The 24,736-nt window shown below is 73.1% G+C and carries 18 protein-coding genes and 1 pseudogene; 7 read left to right on the top strand and 12 right to left on the bottom strand.

Going from position 1 to position 24,736, the window contains the following annotated elements; all coding sequences use genetic code 11:
- The first annotated feature begins 7 nt into the window (after positions 1-7).
- Positions 8-874, top strand: a complete 867-nt coding sequence (locus ACZ3ZE_RS14285) for a helix-turn-helix domain-containing protein (RefSeq protein WP_467259192.1) — start codon at positions 8-10, stop codon at positions 872-874.
- A gap of 55 nt (positions 875-929) precedes the next feature.
- Here the strand turns inward: ACZ3ZE_RS14285 and ACZ3ZE_RS14280 are convergent, their stop codons facing one another.
- The 3 genes from ACZ3ZE_RS14280 to ACZ3ZE_RS14270 form a co-directional block, all read right to left on the bottom strand.
- Entirely contained in the window at positions 930-2,201 is a 1,272-nt protein-coding gene (locus ACZ3ZE_RS14280; RefSeq protein ID WP_467259189.1) for an MFS transporter, read from the bottom strand.
- Positions 2,202-2,368: 167 nt separating this feature from the next.
- Positions 2,369-3,232, bottom strand: coding sequence for an acyl-CoA thioesterase (locus ACZ3ZE_RS14275; protein WP_361179116.1), 864 nt, complete (start codon positions 3,230-3,232; stop codon positions 2,369-2,371).
- A 21-nt stretch (positions 3,233-3,253) separates the two neighbouring features.
- A complete protein-coding gene (locus tag ACZ3ZE_RS14270) occupies positions 3,254-5,827 on the bottom strand; it encodes a DEAD/DEAH box helicase (RefSeq protein ID WP_361179114.1) in 2,574 nt (857 codons plus the stop codon).
- A 96-nt stretch (positions 5,828-5,923) separates the two neighbouring features.
- Here ACZ3ZE_RS14270 and ACZ3ZE_RS14265 point away from each other — a divergent pair, with 96 nt between their 5' ends.
- Positions 5,924-6,715, top strand: a complete 792-nt coding sequence (locus ACZ3ZE_RS14265) for a metal-dependent hydrolase (RefSeq protein ID WP_361179112.1) — start codon at positions 5,924-5,926, stop codon at positions 6,713-6,715.
- A 142-nt stretch (positions 6,716-6,857) separates the two neighbouring features.
- Here ACZ3ZE_RS14265 and ACZ3ZE_RS14260 read toward each other — a convergent pair whose 3' ends face one another.
- Both ACZ3ZE_RS14260 and ACZ3ZE_RS14255 read right to left on the bottom strand, forming a co-directional pair.
- On the bottom strand, positions 6,858-8,639 hold the full coding sequence (locus tag ACZ3ZE_RS14260) for an ABC transporter ATP-binding protein (RefSeq protein WP_467259187.1): 1,782 nt from the start codon (positions 8,637-8,639) through the stop codon (positions 6,858-6,860).
- Positions 8,636-10,513: an ABC transporter ATP-binding protein gene (locus ACZ3ZE_RS14255; protein ID WP_363292473.1), complete on the bottom strand. Its 1,878-nt coding sequence runs from the start codon at positions 10,511-10,513 to the stop codon at positions 8,636-8,638. Before ACZ3ZE_RS14255 ends, ACZ3ZE_RS14260 begins: the two co-directional genes overlap by 4 nt.
- Before the next feature lie 180 nt (positions 10,514-10,693).
- Between ACZ3ZE_RS14255 and ACZ3ZE_RS14250 the strand changes: the two genes are divergently transcribed.
- Together ACZ3ZE_RS14250 and ACZ3ZE_RS14245 are read left to right on the top strand one after the other, a co-directional pair.
- A complete protein-coding gene (locus tag ACZ3ZE_RS14250) occupies positions 10,694-12,295 on the top strand; it encodes a peptide-N4-asparagine amidase (RefSeq protein WP_361627561.1) in 1,602 nt (533 codons plus the stop codon).
- A gap of 65 nt (positions 12,296-12,360) precedes the next feature.
- A complete protein-coding gene (locus tag ACZ3ZE_RS14245) occupies positions 12,361-12,546 on the top strand; it encodes an antitoxin (RefSeq protein ID WP_361179104.1) in 186 nt (61 codons plus the stop codon).
- Positions 12,547-12,613: 67 nt separating this feature from the next.
- On the opposite strand, the gene ACZ3ZE_RS14240 is transcribed toward ACZ3ZE_RS14245, so the two are convergent.
- Together ACZ3ZE_RS14240 and ACZ3ZE_RS14235 are read right to left on the bottom strand one after the other, a co-directional pair.
- Positions 12,614-15,538: an FAD-binding and (Fe-S)-binding domain-containing protein gene (locus tag ACZ3ZE_RS14240; protein ID WP_361179102.1), complete on the bottom strand. Its 2,925-nt coding sequence runs from the start codon at positions 15,536-15,538 to the stop codon at positions 12,614-12,616.
- A gap of 37 nt (positions 15,539-15,575) precedes the next feature.
- Positions 15,576-16,043 carry a MarR family winged helix-turn-helix transcriptional regulator gene (locus ACZ3ZE_RS14235; protein WP_361179100.1) on the bottom strand — a complete coding sequence of 156 codons (468 nt, stop codon included), beginning with the start codon at positions 16,041-16,043 and terminating at the stop codon, positions 15,576-15,578.
- 124 nt (positions 16,044-16,167) lie between these two features.
- On the opposite strand from ACZ3ZE_RS14235, the pseudogene ACZ3ZE_RS14230 reads away from it, so the two are divergent.
- Positions 16,168-18,004: pseudogene (locus tag ACZ3ZE_RS14230) on the top strand (ABC transporter ATP-binding protein).
- Positions 18,005-18,301: 297 nt separating this feature from the next.
- A complete protein-coding gene (mltG, locus tag ACZ3ZE_RS14225; protein ID WP_363292477.1) occupies positions 18,302-19,168 on the top strand; it encodes an endolytic transglycosylase MltG in 867 nt (288 codons plus the stop codon).
- On the opposite strand, the gene ACZ3ZE_RS14220 is transcribed toward mltG, so the two are convergent.
- From ACZ3ZE_RS14220 to ACZ3ZE_RS14210, 3 genes are all read right to left on the bottom strand, one after another.
- A complete protein-coding gene (locus tag ACZ3ZE_RS14220) occupies positions 19,134-20,225 on the bottom strand; it encodes an NAD(P)-binding domain-containing protein (protein WP_467259184.1) in 1,092 nt (363 codons plus the stop codon). The genes mltG and ACZ3ZE_RS14220 overlap by 35 nt on opposite strands.
- A gap of 75 nt (positions 20,226-20,300) precedes the next feature.
- Positions 20,301-21,506: an LLM class flavin-dependent oxidoreductase gene (locus tag ACZ3ZE_RS14215; RefSeq protein WP_363292479.1), complete on the bottom strand. Its 1,206-nt coding sequence runs from the start codon at positions 21,504-21,506 to the stop codon at positions 20,301-20,303.
- A gap of 70 nt (positions 21,507-21,576) precedes the next feature.
- On the bottom strand, positions 21,577-22,212 hold the full coding sequence (locus ACZ3ZE_RS14210; RefSeq protein WP_467259182.1) for an ATP-binding cassette domain-containing protein: 636 nt from the start codon (positions 22,210-22,212) through the stop codon (positions 21,577-21,579).
- A gap of 419 nt (positions 22,213-22,631) precedes the next feature.
- Here ACZ3ZE_RS14210 and ACZ3ZE_RS14205 point away from each other — a divergent pair, with 419 nt between their 5' ends.
- A complete protein-coding gene (locus ACZ3ZE_RS14205; protein ID WP_361179087.1) occupies positions 22,632-23,048 on the top strand; it encodes a secondary thiamine-phosphate synthase enzyme YjbQ in 417 nt (138 codons plus the stop codon).
- 282 nt (positions 23,049-23,330) lie between these two features.
- On the opposite strand, the gene ACZ3ZE_RS14200 is transcribed toward ACZ3ZE_RS14205, so the two are convergent.
- Together ACZ3ZE_RS14200 and ACZ3ZE_RS14195 are read right to left on the bottom strand one after the other, a co-directional pair.
- Positions 23,331-24,098, bottom strand: a complete 768-nt coding sequence (locus ACZ3ZE_RS14200; protein WP_467259179.1) for a hypothetical protein — start codon at positions 24,096-24,098, stop codon at positions 23,331-23,333.
- Positions 24,095-24,487: a hypothetical protein gene (locus ACZ3ZE_RS14195; protein ID WP_467259176.1), complete on the bottom strand. Its 393-nt coding sequence runs from the start codon at positions 24,485-24,487 to the stop codon at positions 24,095-24,097. Before ACZ3ZE_RS14195 ends, ACZ3ZE_RS14200 begins: the two co-directional genes overlap by 4 nt.
- Positions 24,488-24,736 lie beyond the last annotated feature (249 nt).

Here is a 24,736-nt window from a genome sequence, read left to right as displayed (position 1 = left end):
TCACACCATGCCAACTCCCGTCGCCGGCCGTGGACTCGGGGCGTTCCTGCGGGCCCACCGCGCCCTGCTGAAGCCCGAGGACGTCGGCCTGCCCGCGACGTCCCGCCGCCGGACCCCCGGGCTGCGCCGCGAGGAGGTCGCCTCCCTCTCCGGCGTGAGCATCGCCTGGTACACGTGGCTGGAGCAGGGCCGTGTCGCCGCCTCTCGGCAGGTGCTGGAGTCCGTCGCCCGGGTGCTGCGGCTCGACGAGGGGGAACTGCGCCACGCGCTGCGCCTCGGCGGCTACCACGAGCCCGAGACCGCCCGCGCCCCCGAGCAGTGGGGCGCATCCCTCCAGCCCGTGCTCGACTCCTGGCCCACCAGCCCCGCCGTCCTGCTCGACCGCGCCTTCGACATAGTCGCCTGGAACGCGGCCTGGGCGGCGCTCTGGGGCGAACCCACGGCCCTCCCGGCCGGCCGGCGCAACCTGATGTGGCTCGTCGCGGCCGACGAGCGGCTGCGCGCCGTGCTGGGGGACAGCGACTGGGAGCCCCTCGCCATGAGCGTCTTCCGGCACTTCCGCGCCCAGGCCGGCGCCGGACCGGCCGACGAGCGCGTCGACGAGCTGTACCGCCGGCTCGCCGCCGACGTGCCCGAGCTGAGCCACTGGTGGAACTGCCACTCCGTGGGCGGGCTCACCACCCGGGTCGTCACCGCCACCCCCGCGGGCGGCGCCCCCATCCGGCTGTCCCTGTCGTCGCTGCGGCCGGTCGACGCCCCCGGCTCGCTGATCGTGCTGTTCACGCCGAAGAGCCGACAGGACGGCACGGCGGTCGCCGATCTCGTCGACCGCCCGCTGCGTCGTGTCGGCTCTCCGGCGTGGAAAGCGGGCTGAAGACGCGACCGAGGGGAACGGCAACCGGGCCGTCGTGCCCTGGCCCCGCCCCAGCTCAGGCGCTCTCCGCCGCGCCCACCGCACCGGCCGGCTCCGCGCCCCGGCGCAGCCGCGCGCTGACCAGCAGGCCACCGAGCGCCGCGACCACCGCGAGCCCCACCCCGATCACCGCCGTGCCCAGCGTCAGATCGGCGAAGAGGCCCACCGCCCAGGCGCCGAGGCCCGTACCGGCGTACATCGTCGAGGTGAGCCACGCGCTGGACGTGGCACGCAGCTCGGGAGCTGCCGTGCCCGCGAGGGTCTGCTGGTCGGTGACGAAGCCGCCGCTGGCCACGAACCAGACGCCGACGCCGAGCAGCGCCAGGACCGGACCCGGGCCCCACACCGTCAGCGCGATGCCCACGGCGAGCAGCAGCCCCCACACGGCCAGCAGGGGCTGGTCCGTACGTCCCTGGGCGCGGGCCCTGTCGCCCAGCCGGCCGCCCAGGGTCGAGCCGACGATGCTGCCGGCGCCGACGAGGACGCCGATCAGGCCGAGCGCCGTCACGGACAGGTCGAAATGGTCCGCGAGCACCACGCCCATGAAGGTGTAGGCACCGAGGTTCGCCGCGTTGAACGCGGTGTTGACCAGCAGCGACCGGCGCAGCGCGCCGTGGCCCCAGGCCGCGAACACCGCACGGGCGCCCATGCCGACGGCGGGCCGGGCCGCCTTGGCCGCCGGAATCCGCGCGAGCAGCATCGGGACGACGACCAGCGTGCCGACGGCCATGGCCCAGAACGCCGCCCGCCAGCCCGCCGCGCCCGCCAGGAAGCCGCCCAGCGGCACGCCGAGCACCTGGCCGCAGGAGAAGAACGCCATGCCGAGGCCCAGGGCCCGGCCGCGCACCGTGTCCTCGGTGGTCTCCGCGAGGTGCGCCCAGATCGCCGGACCGGCCGCCGCGGCCGCGAGGCCGGCCAGCGCACGCGACACCACGAGCAGGGTGAGGCCGTCGGAGAGCGCGGCGGCCACGTTCGAGAGCAGGAAGAGGACCGAACCGGCCAGCAGGGTGCGGCGGCGGCCGACGTGGTCGCTCACCAGACCGAGGAACGGCGCGCAGACCGCGTACACGAGCACGTACGCCGTGACGCCGTACGCCGCCGCCGACTCCGCGATCCGCAGGTCCGTGGCGATCGTCGGGAGCAGTGGCGACACCAGGAAGGTCTCGGTGCCGAAGAGGAAGAGCAGGCCGAACACGGAGGCGTAGGGGCCCCACCGGAAGCGGGCCGGGGCTGAGGTCGGGGCGGCGGGCGCGGCGGGCGAGGCGGTCGGGGCGGGAGGACTGTCCATGGCGGCGGGTCTGCCTTTCGGGCGAGGCTCATGCGTGCCCGGCACGTCGGTGCCGGCCCGCTCACCCTGGTCCGCCCGCCGAAGGCCGACCAGTCAGGCGTTGGTCCTGTGAGTACGTGTCACAGGACCGGCGGCCCGGACGGTCGCCGCCCGGGCCGCCCCCGCGCTCACAGCTTGCGGAACAGGCCCTCCTGCACCACCGACACGAGGAGTCGGCCCTCGCGGTCGTAGATCCGGCCCCGGGCCAGCCCCCGCCCGCCGTGCGCGATCGGCGACTCCTGGTCGTACAGGAACCACTCGTCGGCCCGGAACGGGCGGTGGAACCACATCGCGTGGTCGAGCGAGGCCATGTCGAAGCCGCGTGGGCCCCACAGCGGCTCGACCGGGATGCGCACCGCGTCGAGCAGCGTCATGTCCGAGGCGTAGGTCAGCGCGCAGGTGTGCACGAGCGGGTCGTCGCCGAGCGGCCCCACCGCCCGCATCCACACCGCACTGCGCGGATCGGCGCCCTGGACCTCTTCCTTCGACCAGCGCAGCCGGTCCACGTACCGGATGTCGAAGGGCTGGCGGCGGGCCATCCGCTCCAGCGCCTCCGGCAGCGTCCCCAGGTGGTCGCGGATCTCGTCGGCGAGGTTCGGCAGGCTCTCCGGGTCGCCCAGGTGCCGGGGCGGCAGCTGGTGTTCGAAGGAGGACTCCTCCGGCCGGTGGAAGGAGGCCGTGAGGTTGAAGATCGTCCGGCCCTCCTGGACGGCCGTGACGCGCCGGGTGGTGAAGGAGCGCCCGTCCCGCACCCGCTCCACCTGGTAGACGATCGGCACGCCCGGCCGGCCCGGCCGCAGGAAGTACGCGTGCAGCGAGTGCACCGGCCGCTCGCCGTCCGTGGTGCGCCCGGCCGCCACCAGGGCCTGGCCGGCGACCTGCCCGCCGAAGACCCGCTGCAGCGACTCCTGCGGGCTGCGGCCGCGGAAGATGTTCACCTCGATCTGCTCCAGGTCGAGCAGGTCCACGAGCCTCTCGGCGGGGTTGGTCACCTCATGCTCCTTCGGGAGTGTCTACAGCTGTCCGACCGAGGTCACCCGCACGACCGCCCGGCCCTCCTCGTCCGAGGCCGCCAGGTCCACCTCCGCGCTGATGCCCCAGTCATGGTCGCCGTTCGGGTCGGCGAAGGTCTGGCGGACGCGCCACAGGCCGTGCTCCGCGTCCTCCTCGATGGCGAGCAGCTTCGGGCCGCGCGCGTCCGGGCCGGTGCCCAGGTCCTCGTACTCGTCCCAGTACCCGTCCATCGCCTCGCCCCACGCGTCGGCGTCCCAGCCGGACTCGCCGTCCAGCTCGCCGAGCGCGTTCACGTTGTCCAGGGCCGCCAGCTCCACCCGGCGGAACATCGCGTTGCGCACCAGGACCCGGAAGGCGCGGGCGTTCGCCGTGACCGGCTTGACCTGGTCGGCCTTCTCCTGCGCCTGCTCGGCGGTCTCGACCTCCGGGTTGGCCAGCTGCTCCCACTCGTCGAGGAGCGAGGAGTCCACCTGGCGCACCATCTCGCCGAGCCACTCGATCAGGTCCTGGAGGTCCTCGGTCTTCAGGTCGTCCGGGATCGTGTGGTCCAGGGCCTTGTACGCGCTCGCGAGGTAGCGCAGCACGATGCCCTCGGTCCGCGCCAACTCGTACCAGGAGGTGAACTCGGTGAAGGACATCGCCCGTTCGTACATGTCACGGATGACGGACTTCGGCGAGACCGGGTGGTCGCCGACCCACGGGTGCGACTTCCGGTAGACGTCGTACGCGTGCCAGAGCAGCTCCTCCAGCGGCTTCGGGTACGAGATGTCCTGGAGCCGCTCCATGCGCTCCTCGTACTCGACGCCGTCCGCCTTCATCTGCCCGACCGCCTCGCCGCGCGCCTTGTTCTGCATGGCGGCGAGGATCTGGCGCGGGTCGTCGAGGGTCGACTCGACCACCGAGACCATGTCCAGGGCGTACGAGGGGGATTCCGGGTCCAGCAGGTCGAACGCGGCCAGCGCGAAGGTCGACAGCGGCTGGTTCAGCGCGAAGTCCTGCTGGAGGTCGACCGTGAGCCGGATCCGGCGGCCCTCGGCGTCCGGGGTGTCCAGCTGCTCCACCACGCCGCCGTCGAGCAGCGAGCGGTAGATCGCGATGGCCCGGCGGATGTGCCGCAGCTGGTTGCGGCGCGGCTCGTGGTTGTCCTCCAGCAGCTTGCGCATCGCCTGGAAGGCGTCGCCCGGCCGGGCGATCACGGACAGCAGCATGATGTTGGTGACCTTGAACCGGGAGGTCAGCGGCTCCGGCTCGGAGTCGATCAGCTTCTCGAAGGTGGTGTCGCTCCAGGCGACGAAGCCCTCGGGGGCCTTCTTGCGGACCACCTTGCGGCGCTTCTTCGGGTCGTCGCCCGCCTTGGCGAGCGCCTTCTCGTTCTCGATGACGTGCTCGGGCGCCTGCGCGACCACGAAGCCCGCCGTGTCGAAGCCCGCCCGCCCGGCCCGGCCCGCGATCTGGTGGAACTCCCGCGCGCGCAGCGTCCGCACCCGGTTGCCGTCGTACTTCGTCAGCGCCGTGAACAGCACCGTGCGGATGGGCACGTTGACGCCCACGCCGAGGGTGTCCGTCCCGCAGATCACCTTCAGCAGACCGGCCTGCGCCAGCTTCTCGACCAGCCGCCGGTACTTGGGCAGCATGCCCGCGTGGTGCACGCCGATGCCGTGCCGCACGTAGCGCGAGAGGTTCTGGCCGAACTTGGTGGTGAAGCGGAAGTTGCCGATCAGCTCGGCGATCTTGTCCTTCTCCTCGCGCGAGCACATGTTGATGCTCATCAGCGACTGCGCCCGCTCCACCGCCTGCGCCTGGGTGAAGTGCACGATGTAGACGGGCGCCTGCCTGGTCTCCAGGAGCTCGGTGATCGTGTCGGTGATGGGGGTCAGCCGGTACTCGTACGACAGCGGCACGGGCCGCGTCGCCGAGCGGACCACCGAGGTCGGCCGCCCGGTCCGCCGGGTCAGGTCCTTCTCGAACATCGACATGTCGCCGAGGGTCGCGGACATCAGGATGAACTGGGCCTGCGGCAGTTCGAGGATCGGGATCTGCCAGGCCCAGCCGCGGTCCTGCTCGGCGTAGAAGTGGAACTCGTCCATCACGACCTGGCCGATGTCCGCGTCCTTGCCGTCGCGCAGCGCGATCGAGGCGAGCACCTCGGCCGTGCAGCAGATGACGGGGGCGTCGGCGTTCACGGAGGCGTCGCCGGTCAGCATGCCGACGTTCTCGGTGCCGAAGATCTTGCACAGGTCGAAGAACTTCTCCGACACCAGCGCCTTGATCGGCGCCGTGTAGAACGTCACCTGGTCATTGGCGAGGGCCGTGAAGTGCGCACCCGCCGCGACCAGCGACTTTCCCGAGCCGGTCGGGGTGGAGAGGATCACGTTCGCCCCGGAGACCACCTCGATCAGCGCCTCCTCCTGAGCCGGGTAGAGCGTGATGCCCTGGCCCTCCGCCCATGAGGAGAAAGCCTCGAAAAGGGCGTCGGGGTCGGCGGTCGGCGGGAGCTGATCGATAAGGGTCACGCCCCCATCTTGCCTGGATTCCGCCCGGATGAGGGAACCGGCCACCGGTACGAAGATCACGGAGGATAGGCTGGCCCGTCGACCGGTCGCGCGACCGGTCGTCCGACCGTGCGTCAACTGGGCGCCGGCGTACGCGGAAACGGGGCGGGTACGACCATGATGGGACCGGCGCACTCGCTGTCCGGAGCAGCGGCCTGGCTGGGGGTCGGGGCGGCCGCGGCGGCGTTCGGCCACCCGATGCCGTGGCCTGTTCTCGTCGTCGGCGCGCTCATCTGCGCGGGCGCGGCCCTCGCCCCCGACCTGGACCACAAGTCGGCCACCATCTCGCGCGCCTTCGGCCCCGTCTCCCGGGGCCTCTGCGAGATCGTCGACAAGCTGTCGTACGCCGTCTACAAGGCCACCCGCTCCACCGCCGACCCGCGCAGGTCCGGCGGCCACCGCACCCTCACCCACACCTGGCTGTGGGCGGTCCTGATAGGGGCGGGCTGCTCCGTGGCCGCGGTCACCGGCGGCCGCTGGGCGGTCCTGGCGATCCTCTTCGTGCACCTGGTGCTCGCGGTCGAGGGCCTGCTGTGGCGGGCCGCCCGGATGTCCAGCGACATCCTGGTGTGGCTGCTCGGCGCCACCAGCGCCTGGATCCTCGCCGGCGTCCTCGACCAGCCCGGGAACGGTGCCGGCTGGCTGTTCACCGAGCCCGGCCAGGAGTACCTGTGGCTCGGCCTGCCGATCGTCCTCGGCGCCCTCGTCCACGACATCGGCGACGCCCTGACCGTCTCCGGCTGCCCGATCCTGTGGCCGATCCCGGTGGGCCGCAAGCGCTGGTACCCCATCGGCCCGCCGAAGGCCCTGCGCTTCCGCGCGGGCAGCTGGGTCGAGCTGAAGGTCCTCATGCCGGCCTTCATGGTGCTCGGTGGCGTCGGCGGGGCCTCGGCGCTCGGCTTCCTGTAGCCGTTCCGCTCGCTGGAGCCGTTCGCCGGCCGTTCCGCTTGCCGGAGCCGTTCCGCCGGCCGTTCCCCGGACCGGTGTCGTACGAGGAAGGGGCCGCCCCGGTCCGACCGGGGCGGCCCCTTCCTCGTATCCGCGTGACCGCCTACCCGTGCCAGGAGCGCCACAGGGCCGCGTACGCCCCGTCCGCCGCCACCAGCTCGTCATGGCTGCCCAGCTCGCTGATCCGGCCGCCCTCGACCACCGCGATCAGGTCGGCGTCGTGCGCCGTGTGCAGCCGGTGCGCGATGGCGACGACCGTTCGGCCCTCCAGGACCTTGGCCAGCGAGCGCTCCAGGTGGCGAGCCGCCCGCGGGTCGAGCAGCGAGGTCGCCTCGTCCAGGACCAGCGTGTGCGGGTCGGCGAGGACGAGCCGGGCCAGCGCCACCTGCTGGGCCTGGGACGGGGTGAGGGCCAGACCGCCCGAGCCGACCTCGGTGTCGAGGCCCGCGTCGAGGGCCCGCGCCCAGCCGTCGGCGTCCACCGCGCCGAGCGCCTCCCACAGCTCGGCGTCCCCGGCGCCCGCCCGCGCGAGCAGCAGGTTGTCGCGGAGCGAGCCGACGAAGACGTGGTGCTCCTGGTTGACCAGGGCCACATGCTCGCGGACCCGCTCGGCGGGCATCCGGGCCAGCTCGGCCGAGCCGAGGGTGACCGAGCCGGACCGCGGGGCGTAGATACCCGCGAGCAGCCGCCCGAGCGTCGACTTGCCCGCCCCCGACGGCCCGACCAGGGCGAGCCGGGTGCCCGGGGCGACGTCCATCGACACCTGGTGCAGCACGTCCACACCCTCGCGATAGCCGAACCGCACCTCGTCGGCGCGGACCGTCCGCCCCTCGGGGCGCACCGACCCGTCGCCCGCCTCCGGCTCGATCTCCCGGACGCCCACGAGCCGGCCCAGCGACACCTGGGCGACCTGGAGCTCGTCGTACCAGCGCAGGATGATCCCGATCGGGTCGACCAGCATCTGCGCGAGCAGCGCCCCGGTCGTCAGTTGGCCCACGTCCATCCAGCCCTGGAGGACGCACACCCCGCCGATCAGCAGCACGGCGGCGATCACCACGGTGTGCGTCAGGTCGACGACCGGGAAGAGCACCGAGCGCAGATAAAGGGTGTACCGCTCCCATCGGGTCCATGCGCCGATCCGCCGGTCCGACAGCTCGATCCGGCGCCCGCCGAGCCGGTGCGCCTCGACCGTGCGGCCCGCGTCCACGGTCTCCGCGAGCGCCGCGGCCACCGCCGCGTACCCGGCGGCCTCCGAGCGGTACGCCGCGGGGGCCCGGCGGAAGTACCAGCGGCAGCCCACGATCAGCAGCGGCGCCGCGCACACCAGCGCGAGCGCCAGCGGCGGGGCGGTCACCGCGAGGCCGCCGATCAGCAGCCCCGCCCACACCACGCCGACGACGAGCTGCGGCACCGCCTCGCGCATCGCGTTGGCGAGCCGGTCGACGTCGGTGGTGATCCGGGAGAGCAGATCGCCCGTCCCGGCCCGCTCCAGGACGCCCGGCGGCAGAGCGACCGAACGCACCAGGAAGTCCTCGCGCAGATCGGCCAGCATCTCCTCGCCGAGCATCGCCCCGCGCAGCCGCACCAGCCGGGTGAACACCGTCTGGATCAGCAACGCGACGGCGAACAGGGCCGCCGTACGCTCCAGATGCAGCTCACGGGCGCCGTCCGTCAGCCGCTCGACGACCGAGCCGAGCAGATAGGGACCGGCCATCGAGGCGAGCACCGCGACCGTGTTCACACCGACGAGCAGGGCGAAGGCCCCGCGGTGGCGGCGCAGCAGGTCCCGGACGTACGCCCGCACCGTCGCGCCGCCGCCCACCGGCAGCGTCGTCGCCGAGCGGGGTGCCGCCGGGTCGTACTCCGGGGGAGCCAGGCCGATCATGCCGACTCTCCTTCCAGCTCATCTCGCAGCTCTTCTTGCAGCTCTTCGTCCAGCTTGGCGAGCGGGCCCGGCTCGTCGTCCCCGTCGCGCCCGGCCTGCCCGGCGTGCCCGGCGGGTTCGTCGGGTTCGCGTGTGACGACGGCCCGGTAGCGGGGCTCGGTCGCGAGCAGCTCACGGTGGGTGCCGACCGCGACCGCCGCGCCCTCGTGGACCAGGACCACCCGGTCGGCGAGGTCGAGCAGCAGCGGCGAGGAGGCCAGCACCACCGTCGTACGGCCCGTGCGCAGCCGCTTGATCCCGGCGGCCACCCGGGACTCGGTGTGGGAGTCCACCGCCGAGGTCGGCTCGTCCAGGACCAGCACCTCCGGGTCGGTGACCAGGGAGCGGGCCAGGGCCAGCCGCTGGCGCTGGCCGCCGGAGAGCGACCGGCCGCGCTCGGTGATCCGGGTGCGCATCGGGTCGCCCCCGGTGTCGACGGAGGCCTGGGCGAGGGCGTCGAGGACGTCCCCGCACTGGGCCGCGTCCAGCGCCGCCCGCGCCGCGACCGCCCCGGAGGACGGCACGTCGAGCAGCTCCCGCAGGGTGCCCGACAGCAGCACCGGGTCCTTGTCCTGGACGAGGACGGCCGTACGGGCGGCGTCGAGCGTCAGCTCGTCCAGGGCGACGCCGCCGAGCAGCACCGAGGCGTGGTCCTCGCCCGGCTCCGGCGGGTGTCCGCCGAGCCGGTCCGCGAGCCGTCCGGCCGCGTCCGGGTCGCCGCACACCACGGCCGTGAACCGGCCGGTGGGGGCGAGCACCCCGGTGACCGGGTCGTACAGGTCGCCGGCGGGCAGCTCCCGGCCGGGTTCGGCGCCGTCGGCCTCGGGGCGGCCGGGCGTCGTGCGGGCGAGGGAGAGCACCCGGGCGGCGCGCTTGGCGGAGGGGCGGGAGAAGGAGTACGCCATCGCGATCTCCTCGAAGTTGCGCAACGGATGGTGGGTGAGCGCCACCGCGCCGTAGACGGTGACCAGTTCGCCCACCGAGACGCGCCCGTCGAGCGCCAGCCGCGCGCCGTACACCACGACGGTGAGCAGCAGCAGTCCGGGCAGCAGCACCTGGACGGCGGCGATCAGCGCCCACATCCGGGCGCTGTGCACGGCGGCCTCGCGCACCTCCTGGGAGGCGGCCCGGTAGCGGCCGAGGAACAGCTCCTCGCCGCCGATGCCGCGCAGCACCCGCAGTCCGGCGACGGTGTCGGAGGCCAGCTCGGTGGCCCGGCCCGCCTTCTCGCGCTGCGCGTCCGCCCGGCGGGTGGCGCGGGGGAGCAGCGGCAGCGCGGCGAGCGCGAGGACGGGGATGCCCAGGGCCACGACCGCGCCGAGGTCCGGCTGGTAGAGCACGAGCCCGACGCAGACCACGACCAGCGTGACGGCGGCGGCCGCGAAGCGGGAGGCGGCCTCGACGAACCAGCCGATCTTCTCGACGTCGCCGGTGGACACGGCCACGACCTCGCCGGCCGCGACCCGCCGGGTGAGCACGGCGCCGAGCTCGGCGGTCTTGCGGGAGAGCAGCTGCTGGACGCGGGCGGCGGCGGTGATCCAGTTGGTGACGGCGACCCGGTGGGCCATCGTGTCACCGGCGGCGATCGCCACGCCGAGTAGGACGAGGAGCCCCACACCCAGCGCCAGTCGGCCGCCGTCGCGGTCCACGACCGCCTGCACGGCGACGCCCACGCCGATCGGCAGACCGGCGATGCCGAGCTGGAACAGCAGCCCCCACAGCAGGCATTTCACCTGCGCGCCGAGCTGTCTGCGGCCGAGCCAGAGGAGGAACCTGCCGCCTGAGCGGATGTCCGGGACCCCTGGGTCGGCGTACGGTAGATCGCGAATCTGCATGATGTCCCAGGGCTTTCGACCAGTCGACCGGACCGGTCCCGTGATGTCTCGAACCGATCCAGGCTCACTCGGCGGGGCCTCTCCCGGCAATCGATTTTCTGGCAACCGGACACAGATCCGGCCAAGCCGGGCCCACGCCCTCTGGACCCCGTCCGGAAGCACACGCTTCACTCACGACCCATGAGACAACGGAAGATCATGAGCATGATCGGCGGCCTCACCCTGGCCGCCGGACTGCTGCTCGCCGCCCCCACGGCGCACGCGGACCAGGCCCCGACCCCGCCGGCCGAGTTCACCACGGACTGGCACGACCCGCTCACCGCCGCGCCGCCGGTCGCCACCCCCGGCACCCGCAGCTGCGAAGTGACCCTCGCCGAGGCCCAGTTCCGCGACTTCACCCCGTACCAGGGGAGTTACACCCCGCCCAAGGAGTGCGGCACCCGCTGGAACAAGGTGGTCCTGCGTCTCGAAGGCAAGGTGAAGGGGCGCCAGTACGACCGGCTCGGGCACCTGTCCGTCGGCGGCGTCGAGATCCTCCGCACCTCCACCCCCGAGCCCTCGCCCGACGGCATCACCTGGGCGGTCGAGAAGGACGTCACCCGCTACCGCGACACCCTCAGCCGCCCCCAGCCGGTCGAGATGCTCATCGGCAACGTCGTCAACGACACCTACACCGGCGTCATCGACGTCCGCGTCACGCTCACCTTCCACACCGCCCAGGGCAAGGTGAGGCCCGCCGCCGGCACCCCCGACCGGGTCCTGCCGCTCACCGGCGCCACGCTCACCACCCCGCGCAACACCGAGCGGATCCTGGCCGAGGTGTACGCCACCGGCTCGGGCGGCGGCTGCGAGGAGTTCTGGTACCTCACCGTCCCCGACGCCGCGCCCTACTCCTGCAAGGCCACCGACGGGCCGTACCGCGAGGTGCAGATCTCCGTCGACGGGCGCCTCGCCGGCATCGCGGCCCCCTTCCCGCACGTCTGGACCGGCGGCTGGTCCAACCCCTTCCTCTGGTACGTGACCCCCGCGCCGCGCGCCTTCGACGTGCAGCCGGTCGTCTACGACCTCACCCCCTTCGCGGCCGTCCTCAACGACGGGCGCGCCCACCGCGTCGAGGTCGGCGTGGCCGGTGTCCCGGCCGGCCAGTCCGGCTGGAGCGTCCCCGCCAACGTGCTCCTCTGGCAGGATGAGGGCAGCACGGTCGTCACCGGCGCCCTCGACCGGCACGAGTCCGGCACCCCGCGCAACTCCTCCGTCCACACGCCCGGTTCGCCGGACCGCCTGGACACCACCGGCGGACACACGCTCACCGTCGCCGGGCACCTGAACACCTCGCACGGCCGGGTCTCCACCACCGTCACCCGCACCGTCGACCACCGCTCCACGCACCGCTGGGGCGCCGACGAGAACCCGGACGCGCTCACCGCCTCCTGGACCGACGACGAGACGGTGACCGTCGGCCGGACCGCGACCCGCACCCACCGCGCGTACACCATGGACGGCGAGATCACCGTGGGCACCGACAACCGCCTGCGGACCGTCCTCACCGTCGGCGACCGTTCCTCCGTCGACGTCGTCCGCGACGGCCGGCGCCTGTCCTGGTCCCGGCTCGACGACACGTACACCGGCGACGCCGCCTTCACCCTCGGCGTCCCGCGCGAGCAGCGGCACGCGGTCGGCACCAGCGCCGAGCGCTACCGCCTGTACGGCTCGGGGGGCTGCTACGACCGCTCCCTGAAGACCGTGCAGGGGACCCTGGTGGAGGACCTGCGGCGCTGCTGAGCGGATGCGGTCCTGGCGGTGAGCGGTGATGCTGGACAGGAGCACAGCCCGCCAAGGAGGCTCGGATGAGCGTGATGGACAAGCTCAAGCAGATGCTGAAGGGTCACGAGGACAAGGCCGGCCAGGGTGTCGACAAGGCCGGTGACTTCGTCGACGAGAAGACCCAGGGGAAGTACAGCGGTCAGGTCGACACGGCCCAGGACAAGCTGAAGGACCAACTGGGCCGTGACGACGGCACCCCGCCGCGGTAGCCGCTGACGCGGAGCCTCTCGCCGCAGGGACGGGCACCCCCCGCCCCTGCGGCGCACGGCGTCCCGGTCACGGCCGGGTGGCGCGTTCCAGCTCCAGCAGGGCGGAGTGGTAGCTGCGACCGGTGGCCCGGTCCATGCCGATCTCGCACATCCGGTTCGCCGACAGATGCGCGTCGAACGGCCGGGCCGTCACCTCCGCCGCCTCCTTCGCCGTCGCCGACGCGGTCAGCTCCGGATGCAGCATGCCCCGGTCGCCCGCGAAGGCGCAGCAGCCCGCGTCCTGGGGGACGACGACCTCCTCCGCGCACGCCCCGGCGAGCGCCGTCAGCCGGTCCTCGTCACCCAGGTGGCGCATGGAGCAGGTCGGATGCACGACGGCGGAGCCGACGCGGTGGCGCACGTCGAGCCGTGGCAGCAGCTCGTCCGCCGCCCACACCAGCGAGTCGAGCACGGTCAGCTCGGCGTGCAACTCCCGGTTGTCGTCGGTGAGATACGGCACCACCTCGTGCGCGATGCCGAGCGTGCACGACGAGGCGTCCACGACCAGCGGAAGGCGCCCGCCGGCCGTCCAGCCCCAGGCCGCCTCGACGATCCGGTTGGCCATCACCTCGTTGCCGCGCTCGTAGCCCTTGGAGTGCCAGATCGTCGCGCAGCACGTGCCCGCGACGTCGTCGGGGATCCACACCGGCCGCCCGGCCCGGGCCGAGAGCGCCACCACCGCCTCGGGCAGCGACGGGCCCCGGTGCCCCTCGGGGTTGCCGAAGATCCGGTTCACACACGCCGGGTAGTAGACGGCGACGGCGGCCGGCCGGTGGGTGCGGGGGAGCCGGCGGGGGGCGGCGCCCGGGATCTCGGGCAGCCACTCCGGTACGAGATCGGGCCGCACCGCCTTGCGCGCGAGCCCCGTCACGGTGCCGAGCAGCCGGTCCCCGATCCGCTCGGCGGCCCGCACCGCCAGCCGGGCCGCGGCCTCCACGGCGCGGAAGTCCGACGCGGCGAGCGCGGCGATCCGCTCCTCGCGCGCGGAGTGCCGCTCGTGCCGGAACTCCTTCATCAGGGCGCCCGTGTCGATCCCGACCGGGCAGGCCAGCTTGCAGGTGGAGTCGCCCGCGCAGGTGTCGACGGCGTCGTACCCGTACGACGCCAGAAGGCTGGTCTCGACCGGGGAGCCGTCCGCCTGGCGCATCATCTCCCGCCGCAGCACGATCCGTTGGCGCGGGGTGGTCGTCAGGTCGTGGCTGGGGCAGGTGGGTTCGCAGAAGCCGCACTCGATGCACGGGTCGGCGATCGGCTCCACCGTAGGAATGGTCTTCAGGCCGCGCAGATGGGCCTGCGGGTCGCGGTCCAGGACGATCCGGGGGGCGAGGACCCCGTCGGGGTCGATGACCTCCTTGGTCCGCCACATCAGTTCCGTCGCCTTGGGCCCCCACTCCAGCTCCAGGAAGGGCGCGATGTTGCGGCCGGTGGCGTGCTCGGCCTTCAGGGAGCCGTCGAAGCGCTCCACGGTCAGCTTGCAGAAGTCGTCCATGAAGCCCGCGTACCGCTCGACGTCGGCGGGGTCGCCGGCGTCGAAGGCGAGCAGGAAGTGCAGGTTGCCGTGGGCGGCGTGACCGGCGACGGCGGCGTCGAAGCCGTGCCTGCCCTGGAGTTCGAGGAGTTCGGCGCAGGCCTCGGCGAGCCGGGCGGGCGGCACCGCGAAGTCCTCCGTGATCAGCGTCGTGCCCGAGGGGCGCGCACCGCCGACCGCCGTCACGAACGCCTTGCGGGCCTTCCAGTAGCCGGAGATCGTGCCGGCGTCCCGGGTGAAGGCGTTGGTCACGGAGCCGACCGGGGCGACCAGGTCGAGCCGGCCCATGACCCGGGCAGCCGCCTCCTCGTACGCCTCCTGCCCGGCCTCGTCCGGCGCGCGGAACTCCACCAGGAGCGCGGCCGTCTCCTTGGGCAGCTCCGCCCAGTCGGCCGGCACCCCGGGCACCTTCACCGAGGCGCGCAGGGTGTTGCCGTCCATCAGCTCGACGGCCAGGGCGCCCGCGTCGTTGAAGAGGGGCACGGCCGCCGCGGCGGCCGGCAGGGACGGGAAGAAGAGCAGCGCCGTGCTGACCTTCCGGTCCAGCGGCAGGGTGTCGAAGACGACCTCGGAGATGAACCCGAAGGTGCCCTCGGAGCCCACCATCAGACCGCGCAGGATCCCGACCGGGGTGTCCGCGTCGAGGAAGGCGTCGAGCCGGTAGCCGTTGGTGTTCTTGATCGCGTACTTGGCGCGGATCCGCGCGGTGAGCTCCGGGTCCGCCTCGATGTCCGCCTTCAGGGCGAGCAGCCCCGCGCAGAGCCGCGGCTCCGCCCGGGCCAGCTCCGCGTCGGCGGCCGGGTCGGCGGTGTCGACGACGGTGCCGCTCGGCAGCACGAAGGTGAGCGAGGCGAGCGTCCGGTACGAGTTCCGGGTCGTCCCCGCGGTCATCCCGGAGGCGTTGTTGGCGACCACGCCGCCGATCGTGCAGGCGATCGCGCTGGCCGGGTCGGGGCCGAGCACCCTGCCGTACGGCGCCAGCGCCGCGTTGGCCCGGACGACCGTCGTGCCGGGCCGGATCCGGGCCCGGGCGCCGCCGTCCAGGACCTCGACGCCCGCCCAGTGGCGGCGCACGTCGACCAGGATGTCCTCGCCCTGCGCCTGCCCGTTGAGGCTGGTCCCGGCCGCCCGGAACACCACCTCGCGGCCCTTGCCGTGCGCGTACGAGAGGACGGCGGACACGTCGTCGATGTCCTCGGCCACCACCACGACCTGCGGGACGAACCGGTAGGGGCTCGCGTCGGAGGCGTACCGCACCAGGTCCGAGACGGTGGACAGCACCTTGCCCGGGCCGAGGACGGCGGTCAGCTCCTCCCGCAGGTGCTTGGGGGTGCCACGGGCCTGGAGGTCCGGCACCCGGTCGGGCGCCGCCCGTCGCGGCGTACCGGCTCGCAGGGTCTGCGGGTTCGGCTCCAGTACGGGCATGGCCAGGGCTCCCCTCCGGCGAGGCCGTGCCCCGGTCTCAGCAGGCGCGCCCCGGACCGCGGTCGACCAGAGCGGACAGCAGACCTCCGAGCACCTCGCGCTGTTCGACGGTCAGTGGGGCCAGCATCTCCTCTGCGGCGGCACGGCGCGCGCTGCGCAGCTCCCTCAGCGTGTCGCGTCCGGCGTCGGTGAGCTCGATCCGCACGACCCGGCGATTGCTCGGGTCGGGCACCCTGCGCACCCGGCCGGACGCCTCCAGGCCGTCGACGAGGCTGGTCACGGCCCGGGGGACCACTTCGAGCCGGGCCGCGAGATCCGCCATCCGCGGCGGCTCCTCGTAGTGCGCGACCGTCCGCAGCAGCCGGAACTGGGCGGGGGTGATGCCGACCGGCTCCATGTACCCCTTGTGCGCGCGCTGAAGCCGGCGGGTCAGGCGGAGCAGCTGCTCGGCGAGGAGGCCGTCGGGGTCGGGGGCGCGATCGGGGGTGCGATCGGAGGTGCTCATGCGGGGAATACTATCAGGACCATGTTCATTGTGAGTATAGGTAACAATGAGCTATGCTCCGATGGAGTTGCCTGGCACCTCCCTGGCGCCTTCCCTCATCGTCATCGAACCCTCGTAGGAGCCCATGCATCCGCACGACGAGTCCACCTGGACGCCTCCCTCCCGTGAATCCGGCCGCCCCGAGGAGCCCGCGCAGCTGCGGCGCATCCTGCGGCTCTTCCGCCCCTACCGGGGCCGCCTCGCCGTCGTCGGCCTGCTGGTCGGCGCGTCGTCCCTGGTCTCCATCGCCTCGCCCTTCCTCCTGAAGGAGATCCTGGACACCGCGATCCCCCAGGGGCGCACCGGGCTGCTCAGCCTGCTCGCCCTCGGCATGATCGTGACCGCCGTGGTCTCCGGGGTCTTCGGCGTGCTCCAGACCCTGATCTCCACCACCGTCGGCCAGCGCGTCATGCACGACCTGCGCACCGCGGTCTACGCCCAGCTCCAGCGGATGCCGCTGGCCTTCTTCACGCGCACCCGCACCGGCGAGGTCCAGTCCCGGATCGCCAACGACATCGGCGGCATGCAGGCGACGGTCACCTCGACCGCCACCTCCCTCGTCTCCAACCTCACCGCCGTCGTCGCCACCGTCGTCGCCATGCTGGCGCTCGACTGGCGGCTCACCCTCGTCTCCCTGCTCCTGCTGCCGGTCTTCGTCTGGATCAGCCGCCGGGTCGGGCGCGAGCGCAAGCGCATCACCACGCACCGGCAGAAGCAGATGGCCGCGATGGCGGCGACCGTCACCGAGTCCCTCTCGGTCAGCGGCATCCTGCTCGGCCGCACCATGGGCCGCGCCGACTCCCTCACCCGCTCCTTCGCCGAGGAGTCCGAGCGCCTCGTCGACCTGGAAGTGCGCTCCTCCATGGCCGGGCGGTGGCGCATGTCCACCATCGGCATCGTGATGGCCGCCATGCCGGCGCTGATCTACTGGGCCGCGGGCCTCGCCCTCCAGGCCGGCGGCCCCGCCGTCTCCCTCGGCACGCTCGTCGCCTTCGTCTCCCTCCAGCAGGGCCTGTTCCGGCCCGCCGTGAGCCTGCTGTCGACCGGCGTGCAGATGCAGACCTCGCTCGCCCTCTTCCAGCGGATCTTCGAGTACCTCGACCTGCCCGTCGAGATCACCGAGCCCGCCGAGCCCGTCCGCCCGGGCCCACGTCCGTGGCGAGGTCGTCTTCGAGAAGGTCGGCTTCCGCTACGACCCCGAGGGCGAGGGCCGCCCCACCCTCGACGGCATCGACCTCACGGTCCCCGCCGGCGGCAGCCTCGCCGTCGTCGGCCCGACCGGCTCCGGCAAGTCCACCCTCAGCTATCTGGTGCCCCGGCTCTACGACGTCACCGAGGGCCGCGTCACCCTCGACGGCACCGACGTGCGCGACCTCGGCTTCGACACCCTCGCCCGGGCCGTCGGCGTGGTCTCCCAGGAGACCTACCTCTTCCACGCCTCCGTCGCGGACAACCTGCGCTTCGCCAAGCCCGACGCCACCGACGAGGAGATCGAGGCCGCCGCGCGCGCCGCCCAGATCCACGACCACATCGCCTCGCTGCCCGACGGCTACGACACCCTCGTCGGCGAGCGCGGCTACCGCTTCTCCGGCGGCGAGAAGCAGCGCCTCGCCATCGCCCGCACCATCCTGCGCGACCCGCCCGTGCTCATCCTCGACGAGGCGACCAGCGCCCTCGACACCCGCACCGAGCACGCGGTCCAGCAGGCCATCGACTCCCTCTCGGCCGGCCGCACCACGATCACCATCGCGCACCGGCTCTCCACCGTCCGCGACGCCGACCAGATCGTCGTGCTGGAGGCCGGACGGATCGCCGAGCGCGGCACCCACGAGGAACTCCTCGCCCGGGACGGGCGGTACGCGGCACTGGTGCGCAGGGACGAACACACGAACGTGGGAGCGGTTGTTCCCCAGAACGTGTGATCGTGCCGGTTTTCGTTGCTCAACTCCCGTACGGCGTCGGATGATTACCGAGCGCGAACGACGGGCTGCAGACCGCGACCGCGCAGTCCCACAGAAAGCTCTGTACGAGGAGAAGCACCACCATGAACATCATCACCAACCTGCTCGCCGGCGTCCTCCACTTCCTGGGCTGGCTCGTCTGACCCTCACGCCCGGCAGGAAAGCGGCGCCGTCGGCCTCCCGTCCCAGGGGACCGGCGGCGCCGCCGCGTGTCCGGCGCTCCCCGGATTCGCGGGCGCACCGGGTTAGCGTGCGCCCATGACGTACCGGTCCTGGCAGCCCGAGCGCCGTCGCCGCCGCACCCGCCTGACCCGGCGCGGGCGCCGCGCGCTCCTCCTGGGCGCCGTCATCGCCGTCACCGTCGCCGCGGCGGTCACGGTGCCGCTGCTGCTCGGCGGGGAGGAGCGGCCCGTGCCCGAGAAGCAGCGCACCCTGCTCATCCCGGAGGGCTGGCGGGCCGGAGAGGTGTACGCGGCCGTCGACCGCTCGCTCGGCCTGCCGCAGGGCACGACCCGCAGGACCGCCCAGGCGCCGGCCGCCGGTCTGGCCCTGCCGCCCGCGGCCGGGGGCAACCCGGAGGGCTATCTGTTCCCCGCCACCTACCCGGTGGTGAAGGCCACGACCCCGCAGGGCCTGCTCCGCTACATGGTCGACACGGCGGGCCGGCGCTTCGGCGGCGAGCACGTCACCGAAGGCGCCCGGCGGCACGGGATGAGCGTCCACCAGACCGTGATCATCGCGAGCATCGTGCAGGCCGAGGCCGACAGCGCCGGGGACATGGCGAAGGTGGCGCGGGTCGTCTACAACCGGCTCGGCCAGGGCATGGCGCTCCAGATGGACTCCACGATCAACTACGCCCTGGGGCGAGACACCGTGGACACCAGCCACCAGGACACCCGCATCGACAGCCCGTACAACACCTACGAGCGCCGGGGCCTGCCCCCGTCGCCCATCGGGAACCCGGGCGACGCGGCGATGGCGGCGGCGATCGCCCCGGCCGACGGCGACTGGCTCTACTTCGTGACCGTGAAGCCGGGCGACACCCGCTTCACCGCGAGCTACGCCGAACACCAGGCCAACGTGGCCGAGTTCAACGAGCGGCGACGGGCTGCGGGGCGCCCCTGAGGAGCCGGCGGATCTCGTCCACCGCCGCCCGCCCGGCGCGGTTGGCGCCGATGGTCGAGGCCGAGGGGCCGTAGCCGACCAGGTGGACGCGCTCGTCGCGCACCGCCCTGGTGCCCTCGATCCGGATGCCGCCGCCCGGCTCGCGCAGCCGCAGCGGCGCCAGATGGTCGATCGCGGCGCGGAAGCCGGTCGCCCACAGGATCACGTCCGCCTCGACCGTCCGCCCGTCGTCCCAGGCCACCCCGGGCGGGGTGATCCGGTCGAACATGGGCAGGCGGTCCAGGACGCCGCGCGCGCGGGCGGAGCGGATGGCGTCGTTCAGGGGGAGGCCGGTGACCGACACGACGCTCTGCGGGGGCAGTCCGCGCCGCACCCGGTCCTCGACGAGGGCGACCGCCGCCCGGCCCTCGACCTCGCCGAACGGGCCCTCGCGGTAGACGGGCTCGCGGCGGGTGACCCAGGTCGTCTCCGCGGCGACCTCGGCGATCTCCATCAGGTGCTGGGTGCCGGAGGCGCCGCCGCCGACCACGATCACCCGCTGCCCGGCGAAGGACTCGGGCCCGGGGTACCGGGCGGTGTGCAGCTGGCGGCCCAGGAAGGTCTCCTGGCCCTGGTAGCGGGGCCAGAAGGGGCGGTCCCAGGTGCCGGTCGCGTTGATCAGCGCGCGGGTGACGTACACGCCCTCGGAGGTCTCGACGCGCAGCCGCCCGTCCTCGCCCTCACGGACCGCCGACACCTCCACCGGGCGGTGCACCCGCAGCCCGAAGGTCTCCTCGTAGTCGGCGAAGTAGCCGCCGATCACCTCGGAGGAGGGCCGGGCGGGGTCCGCTCCGGTCAGTTCCTTGCCGGGCAGCGCGTGCATGCCGTGGACCTTGCCGTACGTGAGCGAGGGCCACCGGAACTGCCAGGCGCCGCCCGGTCGCGGGGCGTGGTCGAGGACCACGAAGTCCCGGTCGGGCTCGAAGCCCGTGCGCCGCAGGTGGTAGGCGGCGGAGAGGCCCGCCTGCCCGGCGCCGACGACCACCACGTCCACCGCGTGTACCCCGAAATCGTTCACGGTTCCACTAACCGTGGGCGGGGCGGGGATCTTCCCGGCCCCGCCCACGACGCCACGCGCGGGGACGCCGGCCGGCTACCGCCCGCCGCCGGACACCAGGAGCGGAGCCCCGCCCGGCGCGGAGGCCGGACGGCCGTTCGCCGCCGGGACCCCCAGGAGCGGCGACGGGGGGACGGCCGGCAGCAGGCCGCGCGCCGCCAGCTCCGGCGTCACGCCCTCCCCGAACCAGTACGCCTCCTCCAGATGCGGATAGCCCGACAGCACGAAGTGCTCGACGCCCAGGTCGTGGTACTCCTCGATCCGGTCGGCCACGTCCCTGTGGCTGCCGACGAGCGCCGTCCCGGCCCCGCCGCGTACCAGCCCCACGCCCGCCCACAGGTTCGGCGCGATCTCCAGCCGGTCCCGGTCGAGCGTGCCGCCGCCGTGCAGCGCCAGCATCCGCTGCTGGCCCACCGACTCGCTGCGGCCCAGCGCCGCCTGGGCCGTGGCCACCGTCTCCGCGTCGAGATCGGCGAGCAGCCGGTCGGCCGTCGCCCACGCCTCGCGCGCGGAGTCACGGGAGATGCTGTGCAGCCGGATGCCGAAACGGACCTCGCGGCCCCGCTCCTCCGCGAGCCGCCGGATCCAGTCGATCTTCTCCTTCACCTGCCACGGCGGCTCGCCCCAGGTCAGATACACGTCCGCGTGCTCGGCGGCGACCGGACCGGCCGCCGCCGAGGAACCCCCGAAGAAGATCTCCGGCAGCGGGTCCGGCGGCAGCGCGGTCAGCCCGCCCTCCACCTGGTAGTGGACGCCCTCGAAGTCGTACGGCTGCCCGCTCCACACCCCGCGCACCACCCGCAGGAACTCGGCGGTCCGCTCATAGCGCTGATCGTGGCCGAGGAAGTCGCCGTAGCGCCGCTGCTCGGCCGCGTCGCCGCCGGTCACCACGTTGAGCAGCAGCCGGCCACCGGTGATCCGCTGGTACGTCGCCGCCATCTGGGCCGCGAGCACGGGGGAGACGACCCCCGGCCGGAACGCCACCAGGAACTTAAGCCGTTCGGTGTGCTGGGCGAGCGCGACGGTGGTCAGCCAGGAGTCCTCGCACCAGGTCCCGGTCGGTGTGAGGACCGCCTCGAACCCCAGCCGCTCGGCCGCCTTGGCGATCTGCGCCAGATACGCGATGTCCGGGGCCCGCACCCCGCTCGTGCGGCCGATGCCGCCGTCGCCGTACACATGCCGGTCGACGAGGGTGCGGCCGTCGCCGCCGGTCGGCAGGAACCAGTGGAGATGGACGGTCATCGGGAGCTGCCCTTTCGGTAGCCGCGCGCCGGGGTGGCCGACGGAGCGGGACGTGCGTGGGGTGGACGGTTCAGGCGGCCCGCGGAACGGGCGAGTCCGCCACGGCCCCGAGCTCGGCGAGCAGACGGACGCGCCGCGCGGCGAAGGCCGGATCGGCGGGGGAGCGCGGCCGGTCGAGCGCGACCGGCGTGTCGTACGCGATGCCCCCGCCCCGCAGGACGAGCACCCGGTCGGCGAGCAGCAGCGCCTCGTCGACGTCGTCGGTGACCAGGAGCACGGTGCGGCCGCCCCGCTCCCACCACTCCCGCACCCGACCCCGGGCCGCCGACGCGGCCCGCGCGTCCAGGGACCCGAACGGATCGTCGAGCAGCAGGAGATCGGGATCACGCGCCAACGCCTGTGCGAGCGTCACCCGTTGGCCGGGCGGGCCGGGCGGCGCACCGCGCCACACCCGCCTCCACGGCGCCAGGCGCGGCACCCGGGCCACGAGGGCCCGGCGGCGAGGCACCAGCACGGTGCCGCTGACCTCGCGGTCGAGCCCGGCGAGCACCCGCAGCAGCGTCGACCTGCCGGAGCCGCCCGACCCCAGCAGGGCCGTGAACTGCCCGGCCACCAGGCTCAGATCGAGCCCGTCGACGACAGCGCGTCCGTCGAAGGAGCGGGTCAGACCGCGGACGGTCACGGCCCGGTGGAGTTCGGTCGCCATCACGGCGGCAGCCTTTCGGGAGTACGCCCACGGCCGCCTCGGCGAGGAGGCCGTACGCGACGAGGCGAGGGAGAGCCCGGGGGGTACGCGTCAGCGCCCACGGACACGTACGCGAGACCGCGCACGCGCTCGGGGCTGTCACCGCGTCAGGAAGTCAGGAAGCCCCAGGAGGCCTGGAACAGGAGCCCGGAACAGGGAGGCCCGGAAGCGGGAGGCCCGGAAGTGGGGAGAGGAGGGGCAGACGTCAGCGGCCGCGACGACACGCGGCGGAAGCCACCCGCAGCAGGTCGATGTGACCGCGCGTGGTGAGCAGGGCTGAACGCAACATGCCGCGAACGTAGCGAGCCGTTCCGCGCCCGGTCAACGGTGTCTCGGAGCGTGGACGCGCGATCCCGGCCCGTGAACGGCAGGATGGCCCCATGCCCTTCAGCACCACGATCCTCAGCCTCACCACCGGCTCCACGGAGACCGTCACCGACCTCACCCGCCACTGCGAGGACTTCCTCACCCGCACCGCGCAGGGCGCCGACGGCCTCCTCAACCTCTTCGTCCCCCACGCCACCGCCGGCCTCGCCATCCTGGAGACCGGCTCCGGCAGCGACGACGACCTCCTCACCGCCCTCCACCACCTGCTCCCCGCCGACGACCGCTGGCAGCACCGCCACGGCTCCCCGGGCCACGGCCGCGACCACGTCCTCCCCGCCCTGGTCCCGCCGCACGCCACGGTGCCGGTGCTCGGCGGACGCCTGGAACTCGGGACCTGGCAGTCGATCTGCCTGGTCGACACCAACAAGGACAACCCGGAGCGGCAGGTGCGATTGTCGTTTCTCGGGTAGCGGCTCTCTGCTGCATGAAAGTCGGCGGGGTCTGCGGCGGCACCGAGGAAAAGTCTGGAGCATGCCCCCGCCGGGCATCCGCCCTCCGAACCGGAGGCTGCCGGGTGGTTCAGCGTCAGCTTGACCAGACGTCGTCCGGGTGCGCCGCACCGGCGGGGCCGCCTCCCCTGGTGGTGGGTGTGGCCTGCTGCCCGCGTCCCAGGCCTCGGCGGCCTCCTCCGAACTGCCTTACCGCAGGTTCGGAGGGGCGTGTCGACATCCTTGGGGACTTCGTCCGGGAAGTCAGTGCCCGGATGTGTCAGGCGGGAACAGCGATTCCACGCGGCACATGGGATCCTGCGATCCGGAATCGTTCCAGGTGGGCTGTGGACACTTTTCGGGGTGGAACTCGGCGAAGAGGACCCGATGCGACCAGCGCCATCTGTCGCCGAAGCGCTCCATGTAGCTGTACGACGGCTCCGGATCGCCTGGCCGCACCTGGACGACCTCGGCCCATTCCCCCTGGACCGCCACCTCTCGCAGACTGCCGGCTGCCGCCTCGTCCAGCGTTGAGGCCTCCGAGCTGGCGAAGAGCTCCCCCACAGCCTTGGCACAGGTGTCCGGGGTCGTGTCTTCCAGCTTCTTGCGATAGTCCACCGTCATGAGGGCGCACACGGTCTCCCCGTCTCCTCTCCGTACTGCTTCGGAGGTGCTGGTCCATGTGTCGCGCACACCGGCTTCGCCCGGCTGAGCTCCGACATCGCGGACGGAGTTTCCGGATTCCTGCGTGGCCCAGTAGACGCCCCCGCCCGTTCCGGCCAGGAGCAGGACCACGAGAGGGATCCACCAGCGCCCTCCCTTCTTGGTCGTGTTGTTGATGTCCCGGCCGGCGACGGTGCCCCGGTTGTCCCGACCGATGGACGGGCCGGCGTTCGGGTTCGTGATGTTGTGGCCTGCCAGCAGCGCCCCGTCACCCGCAGTGAACCGGGTGGAGGGGGGATGAGCGGGAGGAGGTGGTACGGACGGCCGTGTCGCGTCGAGCGGAACGTCGGCGTCTTGGGCACCAGTCATGAGGGGATGGCGTCCTCTCCCGCTACTACGTCTCGAAGGGCGGCACCGGAGATGACGGAACCGTCTCCAGCAGCCATGTGCACATCCTTACCGGCGTCGACCTGCGACGAGCCGTCACGGGGCACACGGGCGTGTGACCGCTCGATGCTTCCCTGGGCAAGGAGCGAACCGCGTCCGGCGCGCATGGTGACAACCGCGGCTGGGGTGCTCGGAGTCCTCAAAAGGATCACCAGCGGCACGACAGCCGCGATGACGCCCGCGATCGCTCCGCAGACACCCGCTACCTGATCAGCCTCGTCCAGGTCTCCCAGAAGTGCCCAGGAGACGAGTCCCAGGGCAACCAGCGTCGACAGACACACCAAGGCCCCACAAAGCACGCGCTTCCACATTTCAGCCCCCTGTCCGAGGCGGTGGGAGTTCGTGCTGCGAGGCGCAAGTCCTCACTGGAGGGTCGGGCCGAACTCGCCCGTTCGTGTGGTCAGCCACGGCCGTCGCATGCCTTGCAGTCGCCACTGCCGCGGCAGCTGTCGCACTTCCACACGCCGCGGTATCCCGTTCCGTCGCACGTGTTGCACTTTCCCCTGCCATCGCAGCGTTGGCACTTGTTCCACATGATGAATCCTCATTCCGTTGGTGTA

The organism is Streptomyces sp. NPDC023157 (assembly GCF_055560575.1).
Note: the sequence above shows the minus strand (reverse complement) of the source record. Positions and strands in the feature narration are given on the sequence as shown.

Excerpts from the sequence above, each read along its gene's own strand:
- ACZ3ZE_RS14285 (WP_467259192.1), top strand. The coding sequence starts at position 8 with ATGCCAACTCCCGTCGCCGGCCGTGGACTCGGGGCGTTCCTGCGGGCC.
- ACZ3ZE_RS14235 (WP_361179100.1), bottom strand. The coding sequence starts at position 16,043 with ATGAGCACCTCCGATCGCACCCCCGATCGCGCCCCCGACCCCGACGGC.
- ACZ3ZE_RS14265 (WP_361179112.1), top strand. The coding sequence starts at position 5,924 with ATGATGGGACCGGCGCACTCGCTGTCCGGAGCAGCGGCCTGGCTGGGG.
- ACZ3ZE_RS14200 (WP_467259179.1), bottom strand. The coding sequence starts at position 24,098 with ATGACTGGTGCCCAAGACGCCGACGTTCCGCTCGACGCGACACGGCCG.
- ACZ3ZE_RS14245 (WP_361179104.1), top strand. The coding sequence starts at position 12,361 with ATGAGCGTGATGGACAAGCTCAAGCAGATGCTGAAGGGTCACGAGGAC.
- ACZ3ZE_RS14260 (WP_467259187.1), bottom strand. The coding sequence starts at position 8,639 with ATGATCGGCCTGGCTCCCCCGGAGTACGACCCGGCGGCACCCCGCTCG.
- ACZ3ZE_RS14215 (WP_363292479.1), bottom strand. The coding sequence starts at position 21,506 with ATGACCGTCCATCTCCACTGGTTCCTGCCGACCGGCGGCGACGGCCGC.
- ACZ3ZE_RS14195 (WP_467259176.1), bottom strand. The coding sequence starts at position 24,487 with ATGTGGAAGCGCGTGCTTTGTGGGGCCTTGGTGTGTCTGTCGACGCTG.
- mltG (WP_363292477.1), top strand. The coding sequence starts at position 18,302 with ATGACGTACCGGTCCTGGCAGCCCGAGCGCCGTCGCCGCCGCACCCGC.
- ACZ3ZE_RS14255 (WP_363292473.1), bottom strand. The coding sequence starts at position 10,513 with ATGCAGATTCGCGATCTACCGTACGCCGACCCAGGGGTCCCGGACATC.
- ACZ3ZE_RS14240 (WP_361179102.1), bottom strand. The coding sequence starts at position 15,538 with ATGCCCGTACTGGAGCCGAACCCGCAGACCCTGCGAGCCGGTACGCCG.
- ACZ3ZE_RS14250 (WP_361627561.1), top strand. The coding sequence starts at position 10,694 with ATGAGACAACGGAAGATCATGAGCATGATCGGCGGCCTCACCCTGGCC.
- ACZ3ZE_RS14205 (WP_361179087.1), top strand. The coding sequence starts at position 22,632 with ATGCCCTTCAGCACCACGATCCTCAGCCTCACCACCGGCTCCACGGAG.
- ACZ3ZE_RS14280 (WP_467259189.1), bottom strand. The coding sequence starts at position 2,201 with ATGGACAGTCCTCCCGCCCCGACCGCCTCGCCCGCCGCGCCCGCCGCC.
- ACZ3ZE_RS14210 (WP_467259182.1), bottom strand. The coding sequence starts at position 22,212 with ATGGCGACCGAACTCCACCGGGCCGTGACCGTCCGCGGTCTGACCCGC.